23 protein-coding genes and 1 pseudogene are annotated in these 22,392 nt (G+C 62.4%); 10 read left to right on the top strand and 14 right to left on the bottom strand.

Features of this window, described 5'->3' with window-relative positions; all coding sequences use genetic code 11:
- The first annotated feature begins 11 nt into the window (after nucleotides 1-11).
- The 6 genes from EOB59_RS13390 (at nucleotide 12) to EOB59_RS13360 (ending at nucleotide 4,224) form a co-directional block, all read left to right on the top strand.
- Nucleotides 12-446, top strand: coding sequence for a DUF983 domain-containing protein (locus EOB59_RS13390; RefSeq protein ID WP_174800363.1), 435 nt, complete (start codon nucleotides 12-14; stop codon nucleotides 444-446).
- A gap of 86 nt (nucleotides 447-532) precedes the next feature.
- Nucleotides 533-1,273 carry an NUDIX domain-containing protein gene (locus EOB59_RS13385; protein WP_127271326.1) on the top strand — a complete coding sequence of 247 codons (741 nt, stop codon included), beginning with the start codon at nucleotides 533-535 and terminating at the stop codon, nucleotides 1,271-1,273.
- A gap of 88 nt (nucleotides 1,274-1,361) precedes the next feature.
- Nucleotides 1,362-2,540: an MFS transporter gene (locus EOB59_RS13380; protein ID WP_128288534.1), complete on the top strand. Its 1,179-nt coding sequence runs from the start codon at nucleotides 1,362-1,364 to the stop codon at nucleotides 2,538-2,540.
- A gap of 110 nt (nucleotides 2,541-2,650) precedes the next feature.
- Nucleotides 2,651-3,109 carry a hypothetical protein gene (locus EOB59_RS13375; RefSeq protein WP_127810545.1) on the top strand — a complete coding sequence of 153 codons (459 nt, stop codon included), beginning with the start codon at nucleotides 2,651-2,653 and terminating at the stop codon, nucleotides 3,107-3,109.
- A gap of 153 nt (nucleotides 3,110-3,262) precedes the next feature.
- Nucleotides 3,263-3,430 carry a 50S ribosomal protein L33 gene (gene rpmG, locus EOB59_RS13370; RefSeq protein WP_006201775.1) on the top strand — a complete coding sequence of 56 codons (168 nt, stop codon included), beginning with the start codon at nucleotides 3,263-3,265 and terminating at the stop codon, nucleotides 3,428-3,430.
- Between the two features lie 584 nt (nucleotides 3,431-4,014).
- Nucleotides 4,015-4,224 (top strand): hypothetical protein, encoded by a 210-nt coding sequence (locus tag EOB59_RS13360; RefSeq protein ID WP_127271560.1) that lies wholly within the window; start codon nucleotides 4,015-4,017, stop codon nucleotides 4,222-4,224.
- Nucleotides 4,225-4,536: 312 nt separating this feature from the next.
- On the opposite strand, the gene ugpC is transcribed toward EOB59_RS13360, so the two are convergent.
- From ugpC to EOB59_RS13310, 9 genes are all read right to left on the bottom strand, one after another.
- A complete protein-coding gene (gene ugpC / locus EOB59_RS13355) occupies nucleotides 4,537-5,598 on the bottom strand; it encodes a sn-glycerol-3-phosphate ABC transporter ATP-binding protein UgpC (protein WP_128288533.1) in 1,062 nt (353 codons plus the stop codon).
- A 4-nt stretch (nucleotides 5,599-5,602) separates the two neighbouring features.
- A complete protein-coding gene (locus EOB59_RS13350) occupies nucleotides 5,603-6,451 on the bottom strand; it encodes a carbohydrate ABC transporter permease (protein ID WP_127396861.1) in 849 nt (282 codons plus the stop codon).
- Nucleotides 6,451-7,374: a sugar ABC transporter permease gene (locus EOB59_RS13345; RefSeq protein ID WP_128288532.1), complete on the bottom strand. Its 924-nt coding sequence runs from the start codon at nucleotides 7,372-7,374 to the stop codon at nucleotides 6,451-6,453. Before EOB59_RS13345 ends, EOB59_RS13350 begins: the two co-directional genes overlap by 1 nt.
- Nucleotides 7,375-7,555: 181 nt before the next feature.
- On the bottom strand, nucleotides 7,556-8,833 hold the full coding sequence (locus EOB59_RS13340) for a sugar ABC transporter substrate-binding protein (protein ID WP_128288531.1): 1,278 nt from the start codon (nucleotides 8,831-8,833) through the stop codon (nucleotides 7,556-7,558).
- 29 nt (nucleotides 8,834-8,862) lie between these two features.
- The gene (locus tag EOB59_RS13335) at nucleotides 8,863-10,050 is read right to left on the bottom strand and encodes a PLP-dependent transferase (RefSeq protein ID WP_128288530.1); all 1,188 of its coding nucleotides are present in this window, start codon (nucleotides 10,048-10,050) and stop codon (nucleotides 8,863-8,865) included.
- Complete coding sequence (locus EOB59_RS13330) at nucleotides 10,047-10,781, bottom strand: FadR/GntR family transcriptional regulator (protein WP_027036801.1); 735 nt, start codon at nucleotides 10,779-10,781, stop codon at nucleotides 10,047-10,049. The genes EOB59_RS13335 and EOB59_RS13330 overlap by 4 nt, the downstream gene beginning before the upstream one ends.
- A gap of 139 nt (nucleotides 10,782-10,920) precedes the next feature.
- Nucleotides 10,921-12,393: an FAD-dependent monooxygenase gene (locus EOB59_RS13325; RefSeq protein WP_128288529.1), complete on the bottom strand. Its 1,473-nt coding sequence runs from the start codon at nucleotides 12,391-12,393 to the stop codon at nucleotides 10,921-10,923.
- A gap of 494 nt (nucleotides 12,394-12,887) precedes the next feature.
- Nucleotides 12,888-14,261 carry a PleD family two-component system response regulator gene (locus EOB59_RS13315; RefSeq protein ID WP_023810534.1) on the bottom strand — a complete coding sequence of 458 codons (1,374 nt, stop codon included), beginning with the start codon at nucleotides 14,259-14,261 and terminating at the stop codon, nucleotides 12,888-12,890.
- A gap of 33 nt (nucleotides 14,262-14,294) precedes the next feature.
- Entirely contained in the window at nucleotides 14,295-14,666 is a 372-nt protein-coding gene (locus tag EOB59_RS13310) for a response regulator (protein ID WP_013531932.1), read from the bottom strand.
- Between the two features lie 246 nt (nucleotides 14,667-14,912).
- On the opposite strand from EOB59_RS13310, the gene EOB59_RS13305 reads away from it, so the two are divergent.
- Nucleotides 14,913-15,212, top strand: coding sequence for a DUF3572 domain-containing protein (locus EOB59_RS13305; RefSeq protein ID WP_128288528.1), 300 nt, complete (start codon nucleotides 14,913-14,915; stop codon nucleotides 15,210-15,212).
- Nucleotides 15,209-15,862, top strand: a complete 654-nt coding sequence (locus tag EOB59_RS13300; protein WP_127271109.1) for a hypothetical protein — start codon at nucleotides 15,209-15,211, stop codon at nucleotides 15,860-15,862. Before EOB59_RS13305 ends, EOB59_RS13300 begins: the two co-directional genes overlap by 4 nt.
- Before the next feature lie 17 nt (nucleotides 15,863-15,879).
- On the opposite strand, the gene EOB59_RS13295 is transcribed toward EOB59_RS13300, so the two are convergent.
- Both EOB59_RS13295 and EOB59_RS13290 read right to left on the bottom strand, forming a co-directional pair.
- Complete coding sequence (locus EOB59_RS13295; RefSeq protein WP_128288527.1) at nucleotides 15,880-17,403, bottom strand: hypothetical protein; 1,524 nt, start codon at nucleotides 17,401-17,403, stop codon at nucleotides 15,880-15,882.
- Nucleotides 17,404-17,574: 171 nt separating this feature from the next.
- Nucleotides 17,575-18,150: a GNAT family N-acetyltransferase gene (locus tag EOB59_RS13290; RefSeq protein ID WP_128288526.1), complete on the bottom strand. Its 576-nt coding sequence runs from the start codon at nucleotides 18,148-18,150 to the stop codon at nucleotides 17,575-17,577.
- Between the two features lie 65 nt (nucleotides 18,151-18,215).
- Between EOB59_RS13290 and EOB59_RS13285 the strand changes: the two genes are divergently transcribed.
- Nucleotides 18,216-19,544, top strand: a complete 1,329-nt coding sequence (locus EOB59_RS13285) for a DNA polymerase IV (RefSeq protein ID WP_128288525.1) — start codon at nucleotides 18,216-18,218, stop codon at nucleotides 19,542-19,544.
- Here the strand turns inward: EOB59_RS13285 and EOB59_RS13280 are convergent.
- Nucleotides 19,541-20,047 (bottom strand): hypothetical protein, encoded by a 507-nt coding sequence (locus EOB59_RS13280; protein ID WP_127396906.1) that lies wholly within the window; start codon nucleotides 20,045-20,047, stop codon nucleotides 19,541-19,543. The two genes, EOB59_RS13285 and EOB59_RS13280, sit on opposite strands and share 4 nt — an antisense overlap.
- Before the next feature lie 198 nt (nucleotides 20,048-20,245).
- Between EOB59_RS13280 and EOB59_RS13275 the strand changes: the two genes are divergently transcribed.
- On the top strand, nucleotides 20,246-21,127 hold the full coding sequence (locus EOB59_RS13275) for a DMT family transporter (protein WP_127269138.1): 882 nt from the start codon (nucleotides 20,246-20,248) through the stop codon (nucleotides 21,125-21,127).
- Nucleotides 21,128-21,137: 10 nt separating this feature from the next.
- Here EOB59_RS13275 and EOB59_RS13270 read toward each other — a convergent pair whose 3' ends face one another.
- Entirely contained in the window at nucleotides 21,138-21,941 is an 804-nt protein-coding gene (locus tag EOB59_RS13270) for a potassium channel family protein (RefSeq protein WP_127270750.1), read from the bottom strand.
- A gap of 67 nt (nucleotides 21,942-22,008) precedes the next feature.
- A pseudogene (locus tag EOB59_RS36260) lies at nucleotides 22,009-22,392 on the bottom strand (DNA polymerase III subunit alpha); the annotation flags it as partial.

The raw sequence follows: 22,392 nt of genomic DNA, 5'->3' as shown, positions 1-22,392 counted from the left end.
TGACAACAGCCATGGAAGAACAGGTTTTCGGCGGAGAACATCACTCGGGCCGGACCGCGCGCCCGCTGTGGACGGCGATGAAGCGCGGCCTGCTCGGCCGCTGCCCGCATTGCGGCGAAGGCAAGCTGTTTCGCGCTTTCACCAAGACCGTCGACACATGCAGTGTCTGCGGCGAGGAATTGCATCACCACCGGGCCGACGACCTGCCCGCCTATCTGGTCATCGTCATCGTCGGCCATGTCGTGCTGGGCGCCTTCATGGGCGTTGAGGCCACGTCGACGCTGTCCACATGGCAGCACATCGCCATCTGGGTTCCGCTGACCATCCTTTTGTCGGTTGCGTTGCTGCAGCCGATCAAGGGTGCCGTCATCGGACTGCAATGGGCCTTCTATATGCACGGCTTCGGCGGCGAGCACGACGTGATCGAGCCGCATCCCGGAGCCTAGGCCGCAGCCAAGAATGCTGCCTGGCGCAACATACCGACCGTGAAAGGCCACTTTCGCTTGCCAGAAGTTTCCGCTAGGTCCTGCGCATGGACGGTATGACCAAGGCGGAAGTCGACAGGATCGAGCGGAGCATGATCGCTCATAGCGACCGGCCAATTCGCCCGCGCGACGCGGCAACCCTCATCCTGCTCGACCGCAAGGACGATGACGTGCTGGTTCTGATGGGTCGCCGTCATGCCGGCCACGCCTTCATGCCGGGCAAGTTCGTCTTTCCCGGCGGCCGCACCGATCCGGCCGACAGCCGCATACCGGTCGTCGCCGCATTGCACCCGGAGCAGGAAGCCAGGCTGATCGCCGGACCGGGCCGCACAAGCGCCGCACGAGCCCGCGCCATCGCCCTGTCCGCCATCCGCGAAACCTATGAGGAAGCCGGGCTGCTGATCGGCCGCAAGGGTGCTTTCGCAACCCCCAGGCCCGATTGGCAAGGCTTTGCCGAACACGGCGTGCAACCCTCTCTCGACATGCTGCGCTTCGTTGCGCGCGCCATCACGCCGCCCAACCGGGTGCGCCGCTTCGACACCCGCTTTTTCAGCGCCTGGCGTGACGACGTCGCCGTCGAACTGCCCGGTGGCAGTCCCACCAACGAGCTCGAAGAGCTGGTCTGGCTGCCGCTCGCCAAGGCCAGGGAAGCCGACATACCCGACATCACCCGAATGATCCTGGACGAGCTGGAAAAGCGCCTCGCCCATGATCCACTGTTGCGTCCAGGCGGACCCGTGCCCTTCTACCGGCTTGTCCGCAGACGCTTCACCCGCGAACTTCTCTAGAGCAATTCCAGGAAAAGTGTGACGCGGTTTTCCCGGAAAAGCGCTCAGCACTTTCCTTAGATCAAACAGGCAGAGTATTCAGCATCCCATGACGGTCGATAGCCAACCACAGGGCGACGAACGCGTACACTGGCTGCCGATGGTGGCGGCGATCTCGTCGATCAGCGTCGTCGGCATCGCCATCGGCCTCGGCATGCCGCTGCTCAGCGTCATCCTTGAAACGCGCGGCCATTCGGCTTCGATGATCGGCCTCAACACCGCCGTTGCCGGCCTCGCCTCGATCGCCGGTGCGCCGCTGGCTACTCCGCTCGCCATGCGGTTCGGCGTTGCCTGGACCATGATCGCCATGATCGCCGCCGGCGCGCTGGCCTTTGTCGGCTTTCATTTCGCACCCGATTTCTGGATGTGGTTTCCACTGCGCATCGTGCTGCACATCGCGCTGACGGTGCTGTTCATCCTGTCCGAATTCTGGATCAGCACCTCGGCGCCGCCGCACCGACGCGGCCTTGTGCTGGGCATTTACGCCACTGTCCTGTCGCTCGGCTTTGCCGCCGGACCGTGGCTGTTCGCCCATCTCGGCAGTTCCGGCTTCAGGCCGTTCGGCGTCATCATCGCCTTGGTGACGCTGGCGGCGATACCCGTGCTGGCAGCACGCAACGAGAGCCCCTCGATCGCCTCGGATGGCGAAACCAGCAATTTCCTGCGCTACATCTGGCTGGTGCCGTCGGCGACCGCAGCCGTGCTGGTGTTCGGCGCGGTGGAAACCGGCGGCTTTGCGCTCTTCCCGATCTATGGTAGCCGCATCGGCTATTCCGAGGCCGATGCGGCCCTTCTGCTGACCATGATCGGCCTCGGCAATGTGTTGTTGCAGATCCCGATCGGCATGATCAGCGACCGCGTCAGCGATCGCCGCTACCTGCTGATTGCCTGCGCCACGGTCGGTCTTATCGGCACCGTCTTCATGCCCTTCTTCGCCCAGAATTGGCATTTGATGGCCGCGCTTCTGTTCGTCTGGGGCGGCGTCGTCGCTGCCATGTACACGATCGGCCTTGCCCATCTCGGCTCGCAGCTTTCCGGCCATGAACTGGCGTCGGCCAACGCCGCCTTCGTGCTGTGCTACGGTGTCGGCATGGTGCTCGGCCCGCAGGCGATCGGCATCGGCATGGATGCGTTCGGCCCGTCCGGCTTCGGCTGGTCGCTCGGCCTGTTCTTCGCCGCCTATATCGCTTTGGTCGCCGTCAGGTTGGTTCGCAAGATCCTGCTGTAGCGCAACTGCCGCCAGCCCTGCATTTGGCGCGCACGGTGGCAGGCTGCTGACACAACCGTGTCAGGAGCACAGGGCTAAAAGAGTGTCCCAAAACACTTGAGGACACTTCCATGATCGACAGCGGCTTTGAAACCACATCGCTACGAATGACACTGCTTCTGCTCGTGACCTTCCAGGCTCCGGCCGCCGACGTCGACCGCATCATGGATGCTGTGGTGGCGATTGCGCCGCTGGCCATGGGCAAATATGACCGCAATGCCTATCAGTCGGCGCACGGCATCGAACGCTACAGGCCGCTTGACGGTGCGGCCGCCGGCGCCGAAACCGAATTGCGGCGGCGGCCCGGCACGGTCGAGGTTTCCTTCGAACTGCCGGACGACCAGGGGCTGGCCGCCCGCGTCGTCGAGGCGATTTTCCAGGCCCATTCCTACCAGGAACCGGTGATCCGCATTCAACCGATTCTCGCCAGCCGTTCCAAGGGACTGGACGACCGCGCCAATCCGAATCGCTGGTGGAACACGACCGGAGACTGGAAGAAGGTTGCGTCACCGGCGACGGAAACCGCATGATTTCCGTTCACCAGCAGGCTCAGGGGGGTCGCACTAGGCTTGCCGGGCTTGACTTTCCGGGCGCGTTCTTTATGTGTCGCGCCAAGTTTCCCGCGTCCGGGTGTTTCCCCGTGCTCCAGCGGCCAAAACCCCACGAACAAACGGACTGATATCATGGCCAAAGCCGCAAACATCAAGATCAAGCTTCTGTCGACCGCCGACACCGGTTTCTTCTACGTGACCAGCAAGAACAGCCGCACCAAGACCGACAAGCTGTCGTTCCGCAAGTACGACCCGGTCGCCAAGAAGCACGTCGAATTCAAGGAAACCAAGATCAAGTAATCTGGTTTCCCGCTGCAATGCCGAAACGCCGCCCAATGGGCGGCGTTTTTCGTTTATAACCAGTTGATTTCGTTGCACGTGAGCAGAGACTGCAGCCAAAAGGATTGACCCTTCGCCAAGGTTGCGGCACCCTTCGCCGTGGGTTGGGTGTCATGAACAAGGCGCCTATGGATGTCGAAGAAGGTGAAAGCTGCAATCATTGCAGCCCTTGTCGCTCTGGTTGCTGGCTTCGCCGTCAGCAACGGCTGATAAGCCAGCAGACGGCCGATGAGATCAAGGCCAGGACTGACCAGGTTCTGAGTGAGGAAGAGGCCGCACCGCCTGCACCTCAGCCTGACAGTCCCGCCGCGCCTTCCACGGAACCCCCACCGCAGGCTCCGACCCCTCCCGCCGCCGCACCCCCGCAAGGATCACAACAGGGTCAATGAAGGAGCCCCGCCGGTATTGGCTCCTCTCGTGCGATCGTGCCGCCTTGAGTGTATCGTTTTAATACAATCGGCGATTGGTAGACTTGCACCACGGATAGGCAGTTAGTTTCAGCGTCAGGCAAAAAGGGGGGAAATGCCTCGCACTGGGAGAAAACGATGTCCGTACAAAAAGGCGACTTTCGAACCAACAGAGCCGACTACGTGATTGCCGCGATGCATGGCGGAGTGACCGCCGACGACAGCGTTCGAGACGAGAACCTGGCAAGGAGAAAGAAGTCCCTTTGGCTGAAGGAGCGGCGATCGGCCAAGTCGGCTGAGAACCCGTTGGACAGTTCGCCGCTGTCCAAAAGAAGCCCTCGCGGTTAGCGGTCTACAATCCACTTCCGCGATCACACCATATCCGCACACAACCCACTCGCCCATATTGCAGGCGCCGCCGTCGGTGTTGACTAACTCCGACGGCGGCCTAATTCGTGGCGAAACGACCTCCGTTCTTTTGAGAAGACGGCGGGACTAAGGTCTTGCGTTGTAGACGCAAAGGTCCGAGTGGTCCTGTTAGGTTCCGGAAATGTCTGTTGGACGTTCCGCTATTTTATCCAATTGAAATGTAGCGTTACCTGTATTTCCCGCCCGACATCGGCGCCTCATACGGCTGCCCGCCGCCCGGCTGAGTCCCCCTCAGCCGATGCGATCACCGCTTTTCAGATCGAACAGATGCAATTGGTCTGGTTCGACAACCAACCTCACCTCGTCGCCGGGCTTCACGCCGGCACGGCCCATGGCAAAGACGCAAAGCTGCTGGCTGGCCAGCTTGACGTAGAACTGCGTCGAAAGGCCGAGAGGCTCGACCACACCCACCTCCCCCTTCAACGCGCCCTCATCCACCAACTTGATATGCTCGGGCCGCAGACCGACGGTGATGGCGTCACCGTCCGTCAGCGGCAGGCCTTCCGGCAAGCGCAGCACCTGGCCATCGGCCAGTACGGCCTCACCACCGTTGCGAACCATCGCCGGCAGGAAATTCATGCCGGGGGAACCGATGAAACCGGCGACGAACATGTTGGCCGGCCGATCATAGAGATCGAGCGGTGCGCCGACCTGCTGGATCAACCCGTCATGCATGACGACGATCCGGTCGGCCATGGTCATCGCCTCGATCTGGTCATGCGTGACATAAACCGATGTCGTCTTCAGCTGCTGATGCAGCGCCTTGATCTCGGCGCGCATATGGACGCGCAGCTTGGCGTCGAGGTTCGACAGCGGCTCGTCGAACAGGAAAACCTTGGGATCGCGCACTATGGCACGCCCCATGGCGACGCGCTGGCGCTGGCCGCCGGACAGTTGCCGCGGCAGGCGCTGCAGGAACGTGTCGAGCCCGAGCCGCTTGGCGGCGCCGTCCACCCTGGCGTCGATCGTCGTTTTCTCCGCCTTCTTCAGGAGCAGGCTGAAGCCCATGTTCTTCGACACGTCCATATGCGGATAGAGCGCGTAGGACTGGAAAACCATGGCGATGTCGCGGTCCTTGGGTGCCACGTCGTTGACCAGCCGCTCGCCGATGCGGATCTCGCCACCGGAAGCCTCCTCCAGCCCGGCGATCATGCGCAAAAGCGTGGACTTGCCGCAGCCTGACGGCCCAACCAGGACGACGAACTCGCCATCGGCGATTTGAAGGTCGACCGCGTGTAGGACACGGACGGCGCCATAGTCCTTGCGGACCTTTTCGAGCGTAACAGAGGCCATCGATCTATCCTTTGACGGCGCCGGCGGTCAGGCCGGTGACGAGATAGCGTTGCAGGAAGGCGAAGAAGATGCAGACCGGGATCAGCGCCAGGATGGATGCCGCCATCATCTGTCCCCAGTCGACGGCGAACTTGCCGATAAAGGTGAGCAGGCCGACGGCGAAGGTCTTCTGGTCGTCGCTGGAAATCAGCATCAGCGCGAACAGAAGCTCGCTCCAGGCGGCGGTGAAGACGAAGCCGAGCGTCGCGCCCATGCCGGGCAGCGTCAGCGGCACGATCACCTTGCGCATGGCCTGCGCGCGGGTGCAGCCGTCGATCATCGCGGCCTCTTCCAAATCCTTGGGGATGCCGTCGAAGAACGACTGCATCAGGAAGGTGGCAAAGGCCGTGTTGAAGGCGGTGTAGATGATGATCAGCCCGGTCAGGCTGTTGATCAGGCCGATCTGCCCCATCACGCGGTAGATCGGCGGAATGACCATCACCAGCGGAAAAGTCTGGGTGAGCAGCAACATCAGCGCCAGGGCTGCCTTGCCGCGAAAGGTGAAGCGCGACATGGCATAGCCGGCGAGCGTGGCGATGATCGTCACCAGTGCCGCCGTCGAGACCGAGACGATGACGCTGTTGAGGAAATAGCGCGGAAAATCGGTCGTCTCGAGCACGGTGACGAAGTTCTGCAGCGTCATGTGCGATGGCCAGAAGGTGATGCCTTCGGAATAGAGCAGCCGCTCCGGCGTGACCGAGATCTTCAGCGTCCAGTAGATCGGGAACAGGGAAAAGAACACGTAGGCCGCGATTGCCGCGTAGAGGCCGATGCCGCCGAAGAAGCGCTGCGAGGCTGTGCGTCCTGCGATCATCAGACGTGCCTCACCAGCGTGCGACGGATGCCGATCAGGGCGATCGCATAGGCGATGAGCAGGATCAGCAACAGCACCGCCACCGCCGAGGCATAGCCCTTGTCCAGCGATTTGAAGGCGCTGACATAGATGTAGACCGGCACCGTGTTGGTCGAGCCGGCCGGCCCGCCCTCCGTCATCACGAAGATCAGGTCGGCGAAGGTGGCGATCCAGATGGTGCGCAACATCACGGTGATGGCGATGGTCGGCGCCAGAAACGGCAGCGTCACCTTGGTGAAGCGCTGCCAGGGCGAGGCTCCATCGATAGCCGCTGCCTCATGCAGTTCCGATGGAATGGATTTCAGTGCCGCCAAGAGGGTGATGGCAAAGAACGGAATGCCGAACCAGATATTGGCGACGATCGGTCCCCACATGGCGGTAGAGGGATCGGACAGCACATTGGTCGGCTCGGCTTTCAGCCCCAACGCAAACAGCCAGTGCGGCAGCGGGCCGATGATCGGATTGAACAGCCAGGCCCAGGTCAGGCCTGACAGGAAGGACGGCACCGCCCAAGGCAGGAAGACCAGGGCTTGTACTGCCTTGCGGCCGCGAAACGGCTTGTCGAGCAGGAGCGCCAGGCCAAGGCCGAGGAAGAACTGGAAGAAAAGGCTGGCGACGGTCCACCACAACGTGTTGACCAGCGCCTGCCCCAGCACCTGATCCGACAGCATCGCCTGATACTGCCCGAGCCCGACATATTCGGACTTGAACGCTGAGAACTTGCGGAAGGAGTAGCTGATGCCGATGACCAGCGGCACCAAAAGCACCACGACCAGCAGGATGATCGCCGGGCTGAGATAGAGCCATGGCTCGATGGCGGCGTGGGATAGCCGCTTGCGACGCGGCTTGCCGGCGGATCGTATTTCGGACACGGCGTAGGTCATTGGCTGAGGATCGGCTCCCTGGAGCGGCGTCTGGAACAGCGTCCTTCTCCCCGTTCACGGGGAGAAGATGCCGGCAGGCAGATAGGGGCAGCGCGAACCAATCGAGGCATAGCGCCGCCCCTCATCCGACCCTATCGGGCCACCTTCTCCCCGTAGAACGGGGAGGAGGAAAAAGAGGCGCTTACTTCTTGTTCTTCGCCAGCCAGTCCTGCTGTTCCTTGGTCAGGAAGGCAGCCCATTGGTCGGCGACGTCCTTGGCCGTCTTCTGGCCAAGCAGCACTTCCTGAAAATTCTTGATCGCCACCTGGTCGACGAAATTGCCGAGGTTCTCCAGATGCGTCGGCGGGGTGACCATTTCATATTTGGAGCTGTCGCTGAGCTCCGTGAACCAGCCCTTGAACTGCTCCGTCTTGAAATGGGGATCCTGGTCGGCGCCGTTGTGGATCGGGACGACGCCGACTTCCTTGGCCCATTCCAGATTGTCCTTCGGCGACAGAAGCGTCGCCATCAGCTTCCAGGCGTCGTCCTTGTGCTGCGAGTTGGCAAACATCGCCCAGCCGGCATAGCCCAGCGTCGGATAGGATTTGCCGCTCGGTCCGACCGGCAAAGGCGCCACGGCGAAATCGTCCGCGCTCATCTTGTCGGCGATGCCGAGCAGCGCGTCCGGATCCTGGTTGAGCATGGCACAGGTGCCGGAATAGAAGCCGGTGACCGTTTCGTTGAAACCCCAGCTCACCGCATCCTTCGGCGCCAATCCGTCCTTGTACATGTCGGCCAGCATCTGCAGGCCCTTGACCGAGCCTTCTTCGTTGATCGTCGAAGTGCCGTCCTCGTTGAAGTAGCCGCCCTTGCCGGCGGCGATGTTCATGAACATGTGCATGCCGTTGAAGGCGCCCGGCCCGCCGCGCAGGCAGTAGCCGTACTTCCCCGGGAGCGCGGAAATCTTCTTGGCGTCGGCGATGAAATCGTCGAGCGTCGCCGGCGGGCCGTCGAGGCCGGCCTCCTTGAACAGTTTCTTGTTCCAGAACAGCGCGTTCACATAGTAGCCGTAGGGGATCATGAACTGGGTGTTGTTGACGGTCGAGCCGAACTGCTTGGCGCGGTCGCCGAGCGTCTTGGCATCATCCCATTTGGCCATATAGGGGCCGAGATCCTCGAGCTGGGAATTGTTGGCATAGAGGCCCATCCAGCGTTCCGGCATTTCGACGATGTCAGGCGTATCGCCGGCCTGCACCATGGTCAGAAATTTCTCGAACGCCTGGCCCCAGGGCAGCGAGATAAGCTCGACCTTGATGCCCGGATTGGCTGTTTCGAATTCGGCGATCTGCTTCTTCAGGAATTCGGTGCGCGGCGGGCTGGTGATGACTTCGACCATTTTCAGGGTCGAGTCGGCCACGGCATTTCCGGCGGAAATCGCCAGCCCCGCAACGGTGGCCAGCATGACGGTCAGTTTTTTCATGTTCAAGACTCCCATTTTGAACCCGCTTGTTATTTTCTGGCTTTTTCGAAGGCCTGGGCGACGTCAGCCCACAGGTCTTCGACACTCTCCAATCCGACATTGAAGCGGATGGTTCGGGGGCTGACGCCGAAGCGCGCCATCGAATTCAGGCCCGGCGTCTGCTCCAGCGACGCCTTGGCCGGTACGACCAGGCTTTCATGCCCGCCCCAGCTGACGCCGATGCGGAAATATTTCAGCGCGTCGACGAAGACGGGAATGTCGATCTCGTCCGTCACCTCGAAGGAGAACAGACCGGCATAGCCGGCCAGCGTCGCCTTGCCCGGATGGTTCGAATAGATGGGGTGGTTGACGCGCTCGACATTGGCATGCGCCTTCAGCCGTTCGGCGATGGTCAGGCCGCTCTTCATGTGGTGCGGCAGGCGCAGCGGCAGCGTGCGCAGGCCGCGCAGCAACAGCCACGCCTCGAATGGCGACAGCTTGCCGCCGAGATAGGAATAGGTCTGCTCGTTGATGTGCTTGATATGAGCAGCCGAACCCGCCACCACGCCCGCGACGGTGTCGCTGTGGCCGCCAAGGTATTTCGAGGCCGAATGCAGCACCAGATCGACGCCATGCGTGATCGGCTTCTGGAACACCGGCGTCGCCCAGGAATTGTCGATCGTGGTGACGATGCCCTGTTCCTTGGCCAACCGTGTCAGATGCGCGATGTCCTGCAACTCGAACATCATCGAGGTCGGGCTTTCCAGATAAAGTAGCTTGGCGCCGGGAAGTGCCGCCGCGACCGCATCCGGGTCGGAGCCGTCGACATAATCGACCTTGATGTTGAGCCGCGGCAACAACCGCTCGAACAGCCGGTAGGCATCGCCATAGCAATTGCGCACCGCCACGATGCGCTCGCCTGCCCCAACGAATGCAAGCACCGTGGCGCTGATCGCCGCCATGCCACTGGAAAAGCCGCGCGCTGCTTCTGCGCCTTCGAGCGCGGCGACACGCGCCTCGAACTCCATCACCGTCGGATTGTCGCCACGCGAGTAGATCGGCTGCTTTCGTTTGCCGGCAAAGGTATCGGCCATCTCGGCATAGTTGGCGAAGGTGAACAGCGAGGTCTGATAGATCGGCGGCACCACCGCACCGCCGGGAAACGGTTCGTCATGCGCCAAAAGTGTTGCCGCCTCCAAGAGATAGTCGTGATCGAAACCGGATGGATGCTCGTTCATGTCTGGCTCGAAAGTTTGAGTTTGGCCGCACCGCGCTTGAGATCGTCCTCGACGGTGGCGATCAGCTTGAGCGCTTCGGCGCGGGCGCCCTGCGGGTCACGGGCTGCGATGCATTCGTAGATGGTGCGGTGATAAGGAAAGCTGGCATGGCCGAAATCGCGAACGCCGAGCGGATGCTCCCAGAAGCGGTGGAACAATTCGTACATGGCGGCGATGATCTGCTCGAACAGCGGATTGCCCGAGGCCCGGTAGATCGCCTGGTGGAACTCCCAATCCTCTTCCGACGACATGCCGTCGCGCGTGCGGAACGCCTGCTCCATGATGTCGAGCTTGCGTGCAATTTCGGCGATGTCGGCCTGGCTGGCGCGTTCGGCGCAAAGGGCTGCGGCCTCCGCCTCCAGCGCGCGGCGGATCTCCATCGTCTGCATCAGGCTGGTGAAATCATTGCCGCCCGCCAGCGTCAGCGGCATGTGCAGCATATCGTGTGAAACAGCCGCCTTGAGATAGGTGCCGCTGCCCTGCCGGCGCTCGACGAGGCCGAGCCCTTCCCAGCGTGTCAGTGCCTCGCGCACGGTGTTGCGGCTGACCTTCAGCCGCTCGGCCAGAATGCGTTCGGTTGGAAGCCGCTCGCCCGGCTGCAAGGCCTCGGCGCGAACAAAGCCCACCAACGCCTTCAGCACGGCGTCGTCGCGCGCCGTGGTCTGAATGGGTGGCAGGCTGTTCTGGTCCACATTTCCTCCAAGTGGTCCAATGGTCCAACCAATTTCTGCACAGAAGGAAGCTCCTGTCAACCAACTGTCAGGAGCACTGTCGGAGGGAGGGACGCGATACTCTCAAGGCGATCGCGCGGTCGCGCTTCGATCGTGTCTGCTAACCTGCGGTGGCAGGCGGCCCGAACCAGGTGGTCAGCGCGTCCACCAGGCCCTGTTGGGTTCCCGCCCCGGCCCAAGCCACATAACCATCGGGCCGGATCAAGACCGCGTCGGGCGCGGCTACCCTCCCGAGCACCGGGAGGTCCCAGGCACCGGCATACAAGGCGTCCATCTGCCGGACCCGATCAGCCCAGGGCGCGATGTCCAGCCTGCCGGGCTCACCGAGGCCGAGCAGCACGGGCCGCGCGTCGTGCAGCAAGGTGAAGACCCGCAACAGTCCGCCGGCGGTGGCCAGATCAAGATCGGGTATTCGCCGCCCAAGCAGTGGATGCCCCTCGCCAAGGTCGTAATGAACCCCCAGACCAGACATCTCCGCGGCGATTTTCTTGCGAGCTTCATCCATGCCGAGCAACTCGGCAACGGTATCGGCCAAGGCCTTGCTGCGGTCATCCGTGCGGCGAAGCGCAACCTGCGCCATCGTGTTGCGCAACACGCGGGCGGCGACCGGATGACGCTCGGCGTGATAGCTGTCGAGCAGGCTTTGCGGCGATGTCCCCTTGATGATTTGGGCCAGCTTCCATCCAAGGTTCACCGCATCCTGCACGCCGGTGTTGAGGCCCTGTCCGCCCATCGGCGGATGGATGTGCGCGGCATCACCCGCCAGCAGCACGCGCCTGTCGCGATATGCGGTGGCCTGGCGCGTCATGTCGGTGAAGCGGGAGAGCCAGGTCGGGCTGTGGACCCCGAAGTCGGTGCCGTAGACGGCAGTCAGCGCCTCGCTGAGCTCGCGCAGGGTCGGTTCGCCGCGCGCCTCCAGGCATGGCTCCGTCAGCACGACGCCAACCTTCCTGCCGTCCTCGATCTTACCCAGGGCATGAATTCCGGAGGCGTTGCTGCGGAAGCCCCATGCCGGTTCTTCCGACATTTCGACCTCGGCAATCATCCAGCTCATCGTCGGATCCCATCCGGCGAACTCGATACCGGTCGCCTTGCGAATGGTGCTGCGGCCTCCGTCACAGCCGACCAGATATGCGGCCCTCAGGCGGTGACCGGTGGACAGTTCGACGTCGACGCCGCTGTCGTCCTGGGTAAACCTCGTAACCTCGTGTCCGCGATAGATCGGTACCTTCAACTCGCCGACCCAGTCGGCCAGGATGCGCTCGATGTGGTTTTGCCGCAGCGCCAGCAGATAATTGTGCCGGGTTGGGAAGTCGCTGATGTCCAGGCGGATCATGTGAAAACCCACGGCCGGGCTCACTTGGCCCTCCGAGAGGAACCGATCCGCAATTCCGCGCTGGTCGAGCACCTCAAGGGTTCGCGCATGCAGGCCGCCTGCGCGCAATCCTGCCAATTTCTGATCCGGTCGCCTTTCGACAATGGCAACGTCCACGCCTGCCAGCGCCAGTTCGCCAGCCAGCATCAATCCCGTCGGACCACCCCCGGCGATCACAACCGCATGATCTGAAATCATTATCATAACTCCCGTTTTCCGCACCCTGGCTTGGGTCGCGGTTTTACGGGAGGAGCCGGGTCTTGCCGCAAGCCCCTTGTGCGCCATATCTATGAAATGGAAGGGTGCTCTTCCCCTCATCGTTGGCTGCTCTCACAGCGAAGCTGTGTTGGAACGGCTAGAACGCAGATTCTTCCGTGCTTTAGCACGGAGTTCTGATGTTCTTTTGGAGAGAAGGGGGCCGGTCGGCGTTTGGCAGCGGTACGAGGAGGCCACTATGTGCCAGCGCCGGCCGGCCGACCCCACGGACCCAGGAGATGCGGCGGACCTGAGCATCATGGGGTATTCCCAGGATCGGAGCCGGTTTTCTATCCTCGTGCCGGCTTCGTCTTGGCCTGCACAGTTGCGCAAGAGTTTATGAAAATCAACAGTTTCTTAACCAAGGCTCGCGAATCGCTTGGATTAAGGTAAACGGGTAACCCTGTCGGGTTGACAGGATAATCGGGGCTGGATCGCTACGCCGCCTTGGCGACGACGCGATTTCGGCCGCCGCTTTTGGCTTCGTAGAGCGCGAGATCGGCACGCTTCATCAGCGCCGCCACCGTGTCCACGCCCTTCAGCACCGACGACACGCCGACGCTGACCGTGACTTCGATCGCCTTGCCGTCCTGCCCGATGGCGAAAGCCGCCTGGGCGATTTCGGCGCGAATGCGCTCGGCTACCTTCTCGGCCACCGCGCCCTCGGTGTCCGGCATCACCACGACGAACTCCTCCCCGCCAAAACGGCAGGCAAGGTCGATACCCCTGACATTCTTGCGCAGCCGTCGTGCGAATTCCCGCAGAACCTCGTCGCCGCCGTCATGACCGTGCGCGTCGTTGATCGCCTTGAAGCGGTCGAGGTCGGTGATCATCACCGACAGCGGCCGGCGCCGCGCCACGGCGCGATCGAACAGCGTCTGCAGGTGGCTGTCTAGATAGCGGCGGTTGTGCAGCCCGGTCAGTCCATCGGTCACCGCCATTTCGATGGTTTGGGTGACGCTGGCGCGCAGCTGGTCGTTGTAACGCTTGCGGCGCACCTGGGTGCGCAGCCGCGCCGTCAATTCCTGCTGGTCGATCGGCCGCATCAGATAATCATTGATGCCGAGTTCGAGGCCGCGGATGATGCGTTCCTCCTCGCCCTCCTCCGCCAACAGGATGATCGGCACGAAACGGGTGCGATCGAGCGAGCGCAACTGCGAACAGAGCCTCAGCGGATCGAAATCGGCGAACGCGGTCGAGATCATCACGCATTCATAGGACGTCTCGGCGGCCTGGAAGAAACCGGCATGCGGATCATGTGTGACGTCGAGATCGGCCCGGTCGCGCAGCATCTTCTGGATGCGCTCGACGGATGATTTGCGTTCGTCGATCAAAAGCACCTTGGGCGTCGTGTCCTCGGATGCGAAATTGCGGCTGAGCAACTCCTCGATGCCGATGTTGCGCGTCGTCGAGGCGCGCAGCCGCAACTCGTCGGTCAGCGACTTCAGGCGAACCAGGCTCTTGACGCGCGTCATAAGCTGCAGGTCGTTGACCGGCTTGGTCAGGAAGTCGTCGGCACCGGCCTCGAGCCCGCGGACGCGGTCGGAGACCTGATCGAGCGCGGTGATCATCACCACCGGAATGTGCGATGTCGCCGGATCGCTCTTCAGCCGCCGACAGACCTCGAAGCCGTCCATGTCCGGCATCATCACGTCGAGCAGCACGACATCGACCTTGCCGTTCTCACAGGTCTCGATCGCATCCGGCCCGTTGGTGGCGGTCAGCACTTCGAAATATTCGGCCAGCAACCGCACTTCCAGCAGCCGCACATTGGCAGGGATATCGTCGACGACGAGGATCCGCGCAGTCATTTCACAAGGCTCCGGCTCGGCTGAAGGGGCACATCACGCATCGCCCAGATAGGATTTGATGGTTTCGATGAAACGCGGCACCGAGATCGGCTTAGAAATATAAGCCTCGCAGCCGCCCTGGCGGATACGTTCCTCGTCGCCCTTCATGGCGAAGGCGGTCACCGCAATGACCGGGATGACGTGCAGTTCGTCGTCTTCCTTCAGCCATTTGGTCACTTCAAGCCCCGACACTTCAGGCAATTGGATATCCATCAGGATCAGATCCGGCCGGTGCTGGCGCGCCAGATCGAGCGCTTCCAGACCGTTTCGGGTGCGCACGGTCTCGTAACCGCTTGCCTCGATGAGGTCGCGAAAGAGCTTCATATTGAGCTCATTGTCCTCGACGATCATAACCTTCTTCGGCATCGATTTCCCGTCCCGGCTGCCCTTCCGCTTCGAAGGCGACCGTCATGCGCTCATGTCTGAACGCACCAAACCCTGCTTCGCTTTACGGCAATATGATTGACGAAACGGAAATCCGCGGCTGGAAAACAGCGCGAATTCCACCTCGTCCCCTGCGCGTCCAAAGGGCGCGCCACGCTCTAATGGCTTGCCGCAAGCAACTCTTGCCATTACTGCGGGAGAGACTCATTCCACACACCGAAGGTAGTGATGGCAAACGCAGCGTCAATGCGCGAAGAAGCGGAATCGATTGCCGTGAAGGCCCTGGGCTTCGTCGCCTCCGATCCGGAGCTTCTGCCGCGCTTTCTGGCAATCACCGGCATAGAGGTCCATTCGATCCGCAAAGCCGCCAGCGAGCCGGGTTTTCTGGCCGGTGTCCTGCAGTTCATCCTCGCCCACGAGCCGACTCTGATGCGCTTTGCCGAGGAAACCGGCACCCCGCCGGCGGCTGTCGGCAAGGCCTTGCGGTCGCTGCCGCTGGGCGACGACAACTACGAGCATTCCATATGAGCGATGATCCGGAAACCGCGCGCCAGATCGAAGAACTGGCAGCCGACGACCGACCCTTGCTTGTCCTCGATGTCGACGATGTCGTGCTCGAATTCATCCGACCGTTTCCGAATTTCCTCAAGGCGCGCGGCTATGGCCTGACGCTGGCCTCCTTCCGGCTGACCGGCAACATCGCAGAGACCGCCAGCGGCCGCCTGATCGAACAGCCCGAAGTCACGGCACTGCTGGCCGATTTCTTTGACGCGCAAGCCGATTGGCAAAACATTACTGACGGCGCGTCAGAAGCCCTGGCAGGGCTTGGCGATCGCGCGGAAATCATCTTGCTGACGGCCATGCCGCACAAACACCGTGCCGTGCGTCGCGTCCATCTCGACGCGCTTGGGCTGAGCTACCCGCTTCTGACCACTGAAATGGCCAAAGGACCGGCAGTGGCCAAGCTTCGCGGCAAGGCCGGCCGACCGGTGGTCTTCGTCGACGACCAGCCGCACAATCTGGCCTCGGTACGGGAATCGGTCGCCGACGCCGAACTGTTCCACCTGATGGCCGACAATTCGCTGCGCGCATTCCTGCCGCCGGTGACGGACGATGTGGTCGTCGTCCAGGACTGGCACGAGGCAGCGCCCAAGATCGCAAGCGCGCTGGGGCTCTGAACTCCAGCTTCAGGGGTTCAGTTCGCCCCTGCGCCGCCGCTGTCGTCTCCGCTGTCATCGGCGCCGTCACCATCATCCACGCTGTCGTCCACGGCCGGATCGGCGGGCTTCAGCATGACGCCATTGACGGTGACCGAGCCATCGGCCTTGGCATTGACGATCCATTCCAGCCGGCCATCGGGCAGCGTCTTGCCAAAGCCCTTCGCCATGAGAGCGACTGGCACGTATTGGCCAACCTCCGGTTCCGACTTTGCCGCTTCCTGCAGGCCTTCGACAAGCTTGTCGAAGCCGGCGACATCGACGGTTACGCTTCCTTCGGGCTTTTCGCCTGGGAATGTCATCTCGCCTTCCAGCGCGATCTCCGTGTCCTTGTTCTTCACGGTGCTGTGGCCAAGCACGACCTTCGGCATCTTGGCCAAGAAGTCGACTTTAAGCTGCTCGCCGAATTCGGCCGACAGAGGGGGATTCTTATTGAGATCAAAGGCTTCGATCGCCTTCTTCGCCATGCTGTCGAGATCGATATTGGCGCCGCCAAAGTTCAAATCGACATCGGTGGGCAACAACCCCACGCTCCAGCTCGGCAGAAGCTGGGTCGGCACGCTCAGCCCCGATGCCTTGATGCCGTACGTGATCGTGCCGTTCTGGGCCACGCCATCGGTGCCGAACACGGTGCTGAGCTGGGTGGCGCCGAAATTGCCGACCGGGCTTTCCACCGCAAAATCCTTGAAACCGTAGGTCCCGTCGATACGCTGCCAAAGCGGCAAGGCGGCGAGCAGAAGCGATTTGAGCTGCGCCTGGTTGGCCTTCAGCGTCGCCTCGTCCTCGTTGGCCACCGCAAATGCCAGGAGATCGAGCAATGGCTTGGTCCGCACGCCCTTGCCGCTGGCTTCGACCGACAGTTCCGGCGACCTGACGGTGACCGGGAATTTCAACCCGCTCTCCGGATCGTCGAAATTGATCGCTTCGACAAAGCTCGACACCTTTTGCGAGGTTGTGAAATCGACGCCCCCGGCCGCCGACTTGGTCGCGGCAACGGTCGCGATGCCGGCGCCCGTGCTGGCTTCCATGTGCTGCTTGGCATCCTTCGATGCCATCGTCATGCCGGCCATCGAGCTGGTGCCGCTGGTGAAGGCCGCCAGATTTGGATCGTAGACGCCCGAACCCTTGCCGTCCTTGATCGAAAACTGAGTGCTTTGCAGCCCCTCGGGTCCGTTGAACTCGAAGGAGGCAGTTTGGGAGAAATCCATGGAGACATCCCAGGACCCGTCGCTGCGCGGCTTGACCATCAGGGCATAGGGCGCGAAGTCGAACTTCAGCAGTTTCTGGTCCGGAAATGATGCCGCAAGTGCCTTGAAATCGAACAGGATCCTGTAGGCGCCACCTTCAAGCGAAACCTTCAAAATGCCTTTGTCGATGGCCTGCTTGCCGACATAGCGGGACAAGTCGTCGGACAATTGCTTCGCACCCTGACTATCGACGGTCTGACCGAACGCAGGCGCGCTCAACGCAAGGAGGAAAACGAATGGCAGGGCACGGTTCACGCGAATTCTCCGTTTGACCTAATGCATGTCGCCCAAAAGTGGGTCCGGTTTGGGAGAACGACATGCATAAACAAAACCCCAAAGCGCATGCGCTTTAGAAGGGACGTCCGTCTGGTATGAAATTACTGCTGCAACCGCAAGGTGAGATCACCAAGCCACGAGCGGACCTCATCAAAGCACCAGCCGCATCAGCGGGCGGCCCGCCTTGCGTTCCACCAGCCGCTGGAAACCCGCCTTCTCGAAGACCCGTGACGAACCGACGAACAGGCCGATCGAGCGCGAATCGCGAGACAGGTCCATCGGGCACGCCTCGAGCAGCCGGGCTCCATTCTGGCGGGCGAAATTTATGCCGCCGTCGACGAGGCGATGCGTGATGCCCCTGCCGCGGGCCTTGACGCGGATGAAGAAGCAGGAGATCGCCCAGACGTCCGGATCCGCTCCGTCGGCAGGATCGACCGGCGCCGCGCCCCTGCCCTGATTGTTCCATTCGGGCACGTCGGCGCGCGGTCCGATCTGCATCCAGCCGACCGCCTGGCCATCCTCGAATGCCAGCAGTCCGGGCGGCGGGCCGGCCTCGATACGCGCCTTGATGTGGTCCTTGTTGCGTTCCCGGCTGCTCTCGCGCCGCACCGCCGGCGCCAGCCGGAAATGCGTGCACCAACAGCCGTAGCAGGCGCCTTGCTTGCCGAAGAGGTCCTCGAATTCAGCCCAAAGCTCGGGTGCAAGCGGCGCTATGGTCGTGCTCATGCGTTCTCCCCAGGCCAGCCTTGTCGCTGGCCTTGCACTGTCGTACCATTGCTTCTGTTCTCTTTATGTTCGCAGCGATGGCGGCCCCTGTCAACAATCCCGATCACGGCTTTTGCCGCGACTGCCTGACGTTTCAGCGCAGCCAGGCGCGCCGCTGCGAGCGCTGCGGTAGTCCTCGGCTTGTGCGTCATCCAGAGCTTTACCGGCTGCATCTGGCCCATATCGATTGCGACGCCTTCTATGCGGCGATCGAAAAGCGCGACAATCCGGCGCTCAAGGACAAGCCGCTGATCATCGGCGGCGGCAAGCGCGGCGTCGTCTCCACCGCATGCTATATCGCCCGCATCCAAGGCGTGCGCTCGGCCATGCCGATGTTCAAGGCGCTCGAAGCCTGCCCGGAGGCGGTGGTCATCAGCCCCAACATGGAAAAATACGTGCGCGTCGGCCGCGAAGTGCGCGCCATGATGCAAGCGCTGACACCGCTGGTCGAGCCGCTGTCGATCGACGAGGCGTTTCTCGACCTCGCCGGCACCGAACGGCTGCACGGCCTGCCGCCCGCTGTGGTGCTGGCGCGCTTCGCGCAGGCCGTCGAGAAGGAGATCGGCATCACCGTTTCGGCCGGCCTGTCCTATTGCAAGTTCCTCGCCAAGATTGCGTCTGACTTTCGCAAGCCGCGCGGTTTCTCGGTCATCGGCGAGGCCGAGGCAGTCGGCTTCCTCTCGGCGCAGCCGGTGACCATGATCTGGGGTGTCGGAAAGGCATTCAACGCCACGCTGGAGCGTGACGGCATCCGCACCATCGGCCAGTTGCAGCAGATGGATCGCGGCGACCTGATGCGCCGCTACGGCACGATGGGCGACCGGCTCTACCACCTTTCGCGCGGCGAGGACGTCCGCCGCGTCGATCCCGACCAGGATGCCAAGAGCGTATCGGCCGAAACCACCTTCGACACCGATATCGCGTCGCTGGAGGAACTGGTCGCGGTTCTCAGGGGCCTTTCGGAAAAGGTCTCGGCACGGCTGAAAAAGTCAGGCATTGCCGGGCGCACCGTGGTGCTGAAGCTGAAGACCCAGGATTTCAAGCTGCGCACGCGCAATCGCCAGCTCGGCGCTCCGACCCGGCTCGCCGACCGCATCTTTCAGACCGGGGTGGAGCTTCTGCGCAAGGAAACCGACGGCACGAAGTATCGGCTGCTTGGCATCGGCGTCAGCGACCTCTCGGACGACGACAAGGCCGACCCGCCCGATCTGGTCGACATCCAATCGCGCAAGCGCGCCATGGCCGAAGGCGCCATCGACGCCCTGCGCGACAAGTTCGGCCGCAAGGCGGTGGAAACCGGCTACACATTCGGCAAGGGCCGCCACACCCATCCGCCGGAGCCGCTCGAGGATTAGGTGCGCTGCAGATCAATCCTGCTCGTCACCACGCTCTTGCCGGTTTTCGGGTCGGTGTCGATGACGGTCAGCCGCATGCCCTTCTCGCCGCGTTTCTCGACCTTCATCTGCGCCCTTCGGTCGCCATTGACCTCCTTGGCCCAGCGAATGCCCAGGTTGATCGCGTTGCCCGAACGGCTGCCGTTAAGCTGCGCCGGTCCCGTGCGAGAGCCGACATAGGTGCCGCTGTATTTGGCACCGCTGGCCTTCAGGTCCGCGCTGATGGCGCGCGTGACCACGACAAGTCCCCGGCAATTGCCGTCGAGCGACAGGGAGGTCGATGTCGCGTTCGAGCTGAACGTGCAGGACACGTTCACGGTCGGCGCATCGGTGGTGACCTTGACGATACCCTTGCCGGCGAAATTGCCCTTGAACGCCTGGAGAAATTGGGCCTCGTCGGCATGTGCCGCGCCTGCCGCAACCAATAAGCCGCCGGCAAGCGCGAATTGCGCGAAGGATCTCATTGAAGCTCTCCTTGTCGATCTTGAAAAAGGCGGGACGGGTCCGCGAGCACGGCTGACCACCGGAACTCAACGCCACTTGCCGTTTCAGGTTCCGCCCGCCACACGACTGTTTTACAACATCCAGCCAGTCGCGACTGGCCCAGAAGAATGCCTTGTGTAGCGATTGCGGCAGAAGCCCTCGCCTGCGACACAGCGCGAATGGCACCCACCCCCTCGATCCCCAAGGCCGCGTTCTGGATGGCACTGTCGATCGCTTCCTTCCTTGGGATGACGGTCGCCGGCCGAGCCACGACAGCGGAGCTCAACGTCTTCCAGGTGCTTGAGTTGCGCTCTGTGATCGGCTTCTTCATTCTTCTGCCGCTGGTGATGATGAGTGGCGGTTTTCGAGCCATGCGCACGCAGCGCCCCATTGCCCATATCGCCCGCAACGTCATCCATTACACGGGCCAGGCGGCCTGGCTCTACGCCCTCACTTTGATCCCGCTGGCGGTGCTGATCTCGATCGAATTCACCACGCCGATCTGGACAGCTATCCTGGCGGTGATTTTTCTGGGTGAAAGGCTGAACCGGCCCAAGCTGGCAGCGATCGGGCTGGGGCTGATCGGCGTGGTGATCATCGTGCGCCCCGGTGTCGGCTCGGTCGACCCTGGACATCTCGTCGTGCTGGGTGCCGCGGCCTGCTTCGGCATCTCGGTGGTCACGATCAAATCGCTGACCCGGACTGACAGCGTCGTGCGCATCATCTGCTGGATGCTGATTATCCAGTCGATGGTCGGTCTCATCCCGGCGCTCTATACGTGGCGCAATCCGCCACTGGAGCTATGGCCGTGGATCGTGCTGATCGCTTTCACCGGCATGTCGTCGCATTTCTGTATGGCCCGCGCGCTTGGCTATGCCGATGCGACCATCGTCTCGCCGATGGATTTTCTGCGCGTGCCGCTATCGGCGCTGATTGGCTGGCTGCTCTATAGCGAGCAGATCGATGCTTTCACCGCCGGCGGCGCGCTGCTGATCCTGATGGGCAATCTGCTCAATCTTCAGCGCAGGGCTATAAAGCCGGCCGAAGTGGCGGCGTCGTAGTACCCGGCCGTCAGTTCCCTTCGTCGGGTATGTTGAGAAGATGACCGCAGGCTTTGCAATGCACGGCGTCCGGCTCGTGCCGCCGCAAGCCGCACTGCGGACAGGGAAACAAAACCTTGGCTGGCCGGAAGATCGCCTGAGCCAGTCTGACAAACAGCGATATGCCGATGATCATGGTGACGATTGCGGTCAGCTTGCCGGCTATGCCCGGCAGCACGATGTCGCCGAAGCCGGTCGTCGTCACCGTGGCGACGGTGAAATAAAGCGCGTCGACATAGTTTTCCAGACCGGCGCCAGTGCGGAAGAAGAACGTGTAGACGAAGCCGGTGATGACGAACAGGAAGGTCAAAAGGTTGATGACCGCGTGGCTGGCCTCGCGCCACGGCCTCAGGCCGCGCATCTCCAGATGCCGCCAGAGCGAACCGCTGCGCGACAGCGACCACAGCCGCAGGATGCGCAGGAAGGCGAGATTGGCGAACGCCGTCGGCATCAGCAGCGTCAAAAGGATGAAGACATCGACCCACGACGTCGGCTGCTTCATCAGCCGCAGCATGTTTTTGGAGGCAAGCAGCCGGGCGACCAGATCCGCGGCGACAAGCGCGGCCGCCGAATAGTCGAGCCAGAGGAAGGACGGCTTGTCCTGAAGAACCGGCGTCGCGATGAAGAAGGCGATGATGGCGAGGTCGATGACGACGGCCACCAGTTGGAACCGGAAAGCGGCCGGCGTGCGCCCATGATAGAGCCTGCGCAGCCTGTCACGCAGCCGCGCCAAGGCTGAAACCGCCTGCGACCCGTTCCTCTGCGCCGGCTTCATACTGACTGCGCTGGCGTTCGCGGCAGCGACCGCCCGGCTGACCGCCGCGCGCGAGAAAGAGCGGGGGTCACACCAGCTCCACTTCGACCACACCCGGCACCGCGCGCATCGCCGAAGCGATCTGTGGCGAAATCCGGTAGCGGTTCGGCAACTCGATTTCGATTTCCCCCTCGCCCTCTTCCTTGATCAGCACGAAGCTGACCTGGCCTTCGCCCCTGACGGTCAGTTGGCCGGCCAGCGTGTTGATCGGCGAGGCGTTGCGCACGAAGATGCGAAGTGCCTTCTGGATACGGCTTGCCTCGTCCTCCAGCGACTGCACTGAGTTGATGCGCAGATTGACGCCTTCCGGCCTGTCCTCGGCGGCAACGGTGATGACCACGGAGCGGCCGGCCTCGAGCAGATCTCGATATTGCGCCAGTCCTTCGGAAAACAGCACGGCTTCGTACCTGTC

Source organism: Mesorhizobium sp. M7A.F.Ca.MR.176.00.0.0 (genome assembly GCF_004023165.1).
In the GTDB taxonomy this organism is placed as follows: domain Bacteria; phylum Pseudomonadota; class Alphaproteobacteria; order Rhizobiales; family Rhizobiaceae; genus Mesorhizobium.
Note: the sequence above shows the minus strand (reverse complement) of the source record. Positions and strands in the feature narration are given on the sequence as shown.

Excerpts from the sequence above, each read along its gene's own strand:
- EOB59_RS13385 (WP_127271326.1), top strand. The coding sequence starts at position 533 with ATGGACGGTATGACCAAGGCGGAAGTCGACAGGATCGAGCGGAGCATG.
- EOB59_RS13270 (WP_127270750.1), bottom strand. The coding sequence starts at position 21,941 with ATGAAGCCGGCGCAGAGGAACGGGTCGCAGGCGGTTTCAGCCTTGGCG.
- EOB59_RS13280 (WP_127396906.1), bottom strand. The coding sequence starts at position 20,047 with ATGAGATCCTTCGCGCAATTCGCGCTTGCCGGCGGCTTATTGGTTGCG.
- EOB59_RS13375 (WP_127810545.1), top strand. The coding sequence starts at position 2,651 with ATGATCGACAGCGGCTTTGAAACCACATCGCTACGAATGACACTGCTT.
- EOB59_RS13340 (WP_128288531.1), bottom strand. The coding sequence starts at position 8,833 with ATGAAAAAACTGACCGTCATGCTGGCCACCGTTGCGGGGCTGGCGATT.
- EOB59_RS13350 (WP_127396861.1), bottom strand. The coding sequence starts at position 6,451 with ATGATCGCAGGACGCACAGCCTCGCAGCGCTTCTTCGGCGGCATCGGC.
- EOB59_RS13310 (WP_013531932.1), bottom strand. The coding sequence starts at position 14,666 with ATGCCGAAGAAGGTTATGATCGTCGAGGACAATGAGCTCAATATGAAG.
- EOB59_RS13285 (WP_128288525.1), top strand. The coding sequence starts at position 18,216 with ATGTTCGCAGCGATGGCGGCCCCTGTCAACAATCCCGATCACGGCTTT.
- EOB59_RS13315 (WP_023810534.1), bottom strand. The coding sequence starts at position 14,261 with ATGACTGCGCGGATCCTCGTCGTCGACGATATCCCTGCCAATGTGCGG.
- EOB59_RS13380 (WP_128288534.1), top strand. The coding sequence starts at position 1,362 with ATGACGGTCGATAGCCAACCACAGGGCGACGAACGCGTACACTGGCTG.
- EOB59_RS13305 (WP_128288528.1), top strand. The coding sequence starts at position 14,913 with ATGGCAAACGCAGCGTCAATGCGCGAAGAAGCGGAATCGATTGCCGTG.
- EOB59_RS13300 (WP_127271109.1), top strand. The coding sequence starts at position 15,209 with ATGAGCGATGATCCGGAAACCGCGCGCCAGATCGAAGAACTGGCAGCC.
- rpmG (WP_006201775.1), top strand. The coding sequence starts at position 3,263 with ATGGCCAAAGCCGCAAACATCAAGATCAAGCTTCTGTCGACCGCCGAC.
- EOB59_RS13325 (WP_128288529.1), bottom strand. The coding sequence starts at position 12,393 with ATGATTTCAGATCATGCGGTTGTGATCGCCGGGGGTGGTCCGACGGGA.
- EOB59_RS13390 (WP_174800363.1), top strand. The coding sequence starts at position 12 with ATGGAAGAACAGGTTTTCGGCGGAGAACATCACTCGGGCCGGACCGCG.
- EOB59_RS13360 (WP_127271560.1), top strand. The coding sequence starts at position 4,015 with ATGTCCGTACAAAAAGGCGACTTTCGAACCAACAGAGCCGACTACGTG.
- EOB59_RS13290 (WP_128288526.1), bottom strand. The coding sequence starts at position 18,150 with ATGAGCACGACCATAGCGCCGCTTGCACCCGAGCTTTGGGCTGAATTC.
- ugpC (WP_128288533.1), bottom strand. The coding sequence starts at position 5,598 with ATGGCCTCTGTTACGCTCGAAAAGGTCCGCAAGGACTATGGCGCCGTC.
- EOB59_RS13275 (WP_127269138.1), top strand. The coding sequence starts at position 20,246 with ATGGCACCCACCCCCTCGATCCCCAAGGCCGCGTTCTGGATGGCACTG.
- EOB59_RS13345 (WP_128288532.1), bottom strand. The coding sequence starts at position 7,374 with ATGACCTACGCCGTGTCCGAAATACGATCCGCCGGCAAGCCGCGTCGC.
- EOB59_RS13335 (WP_128288530.1), bottom strand. The coding sequence starts at position 10,050 with ATGAACGAGCATCCATCCGGTTTCGATCACGACTATCTCTTGGAGGCG.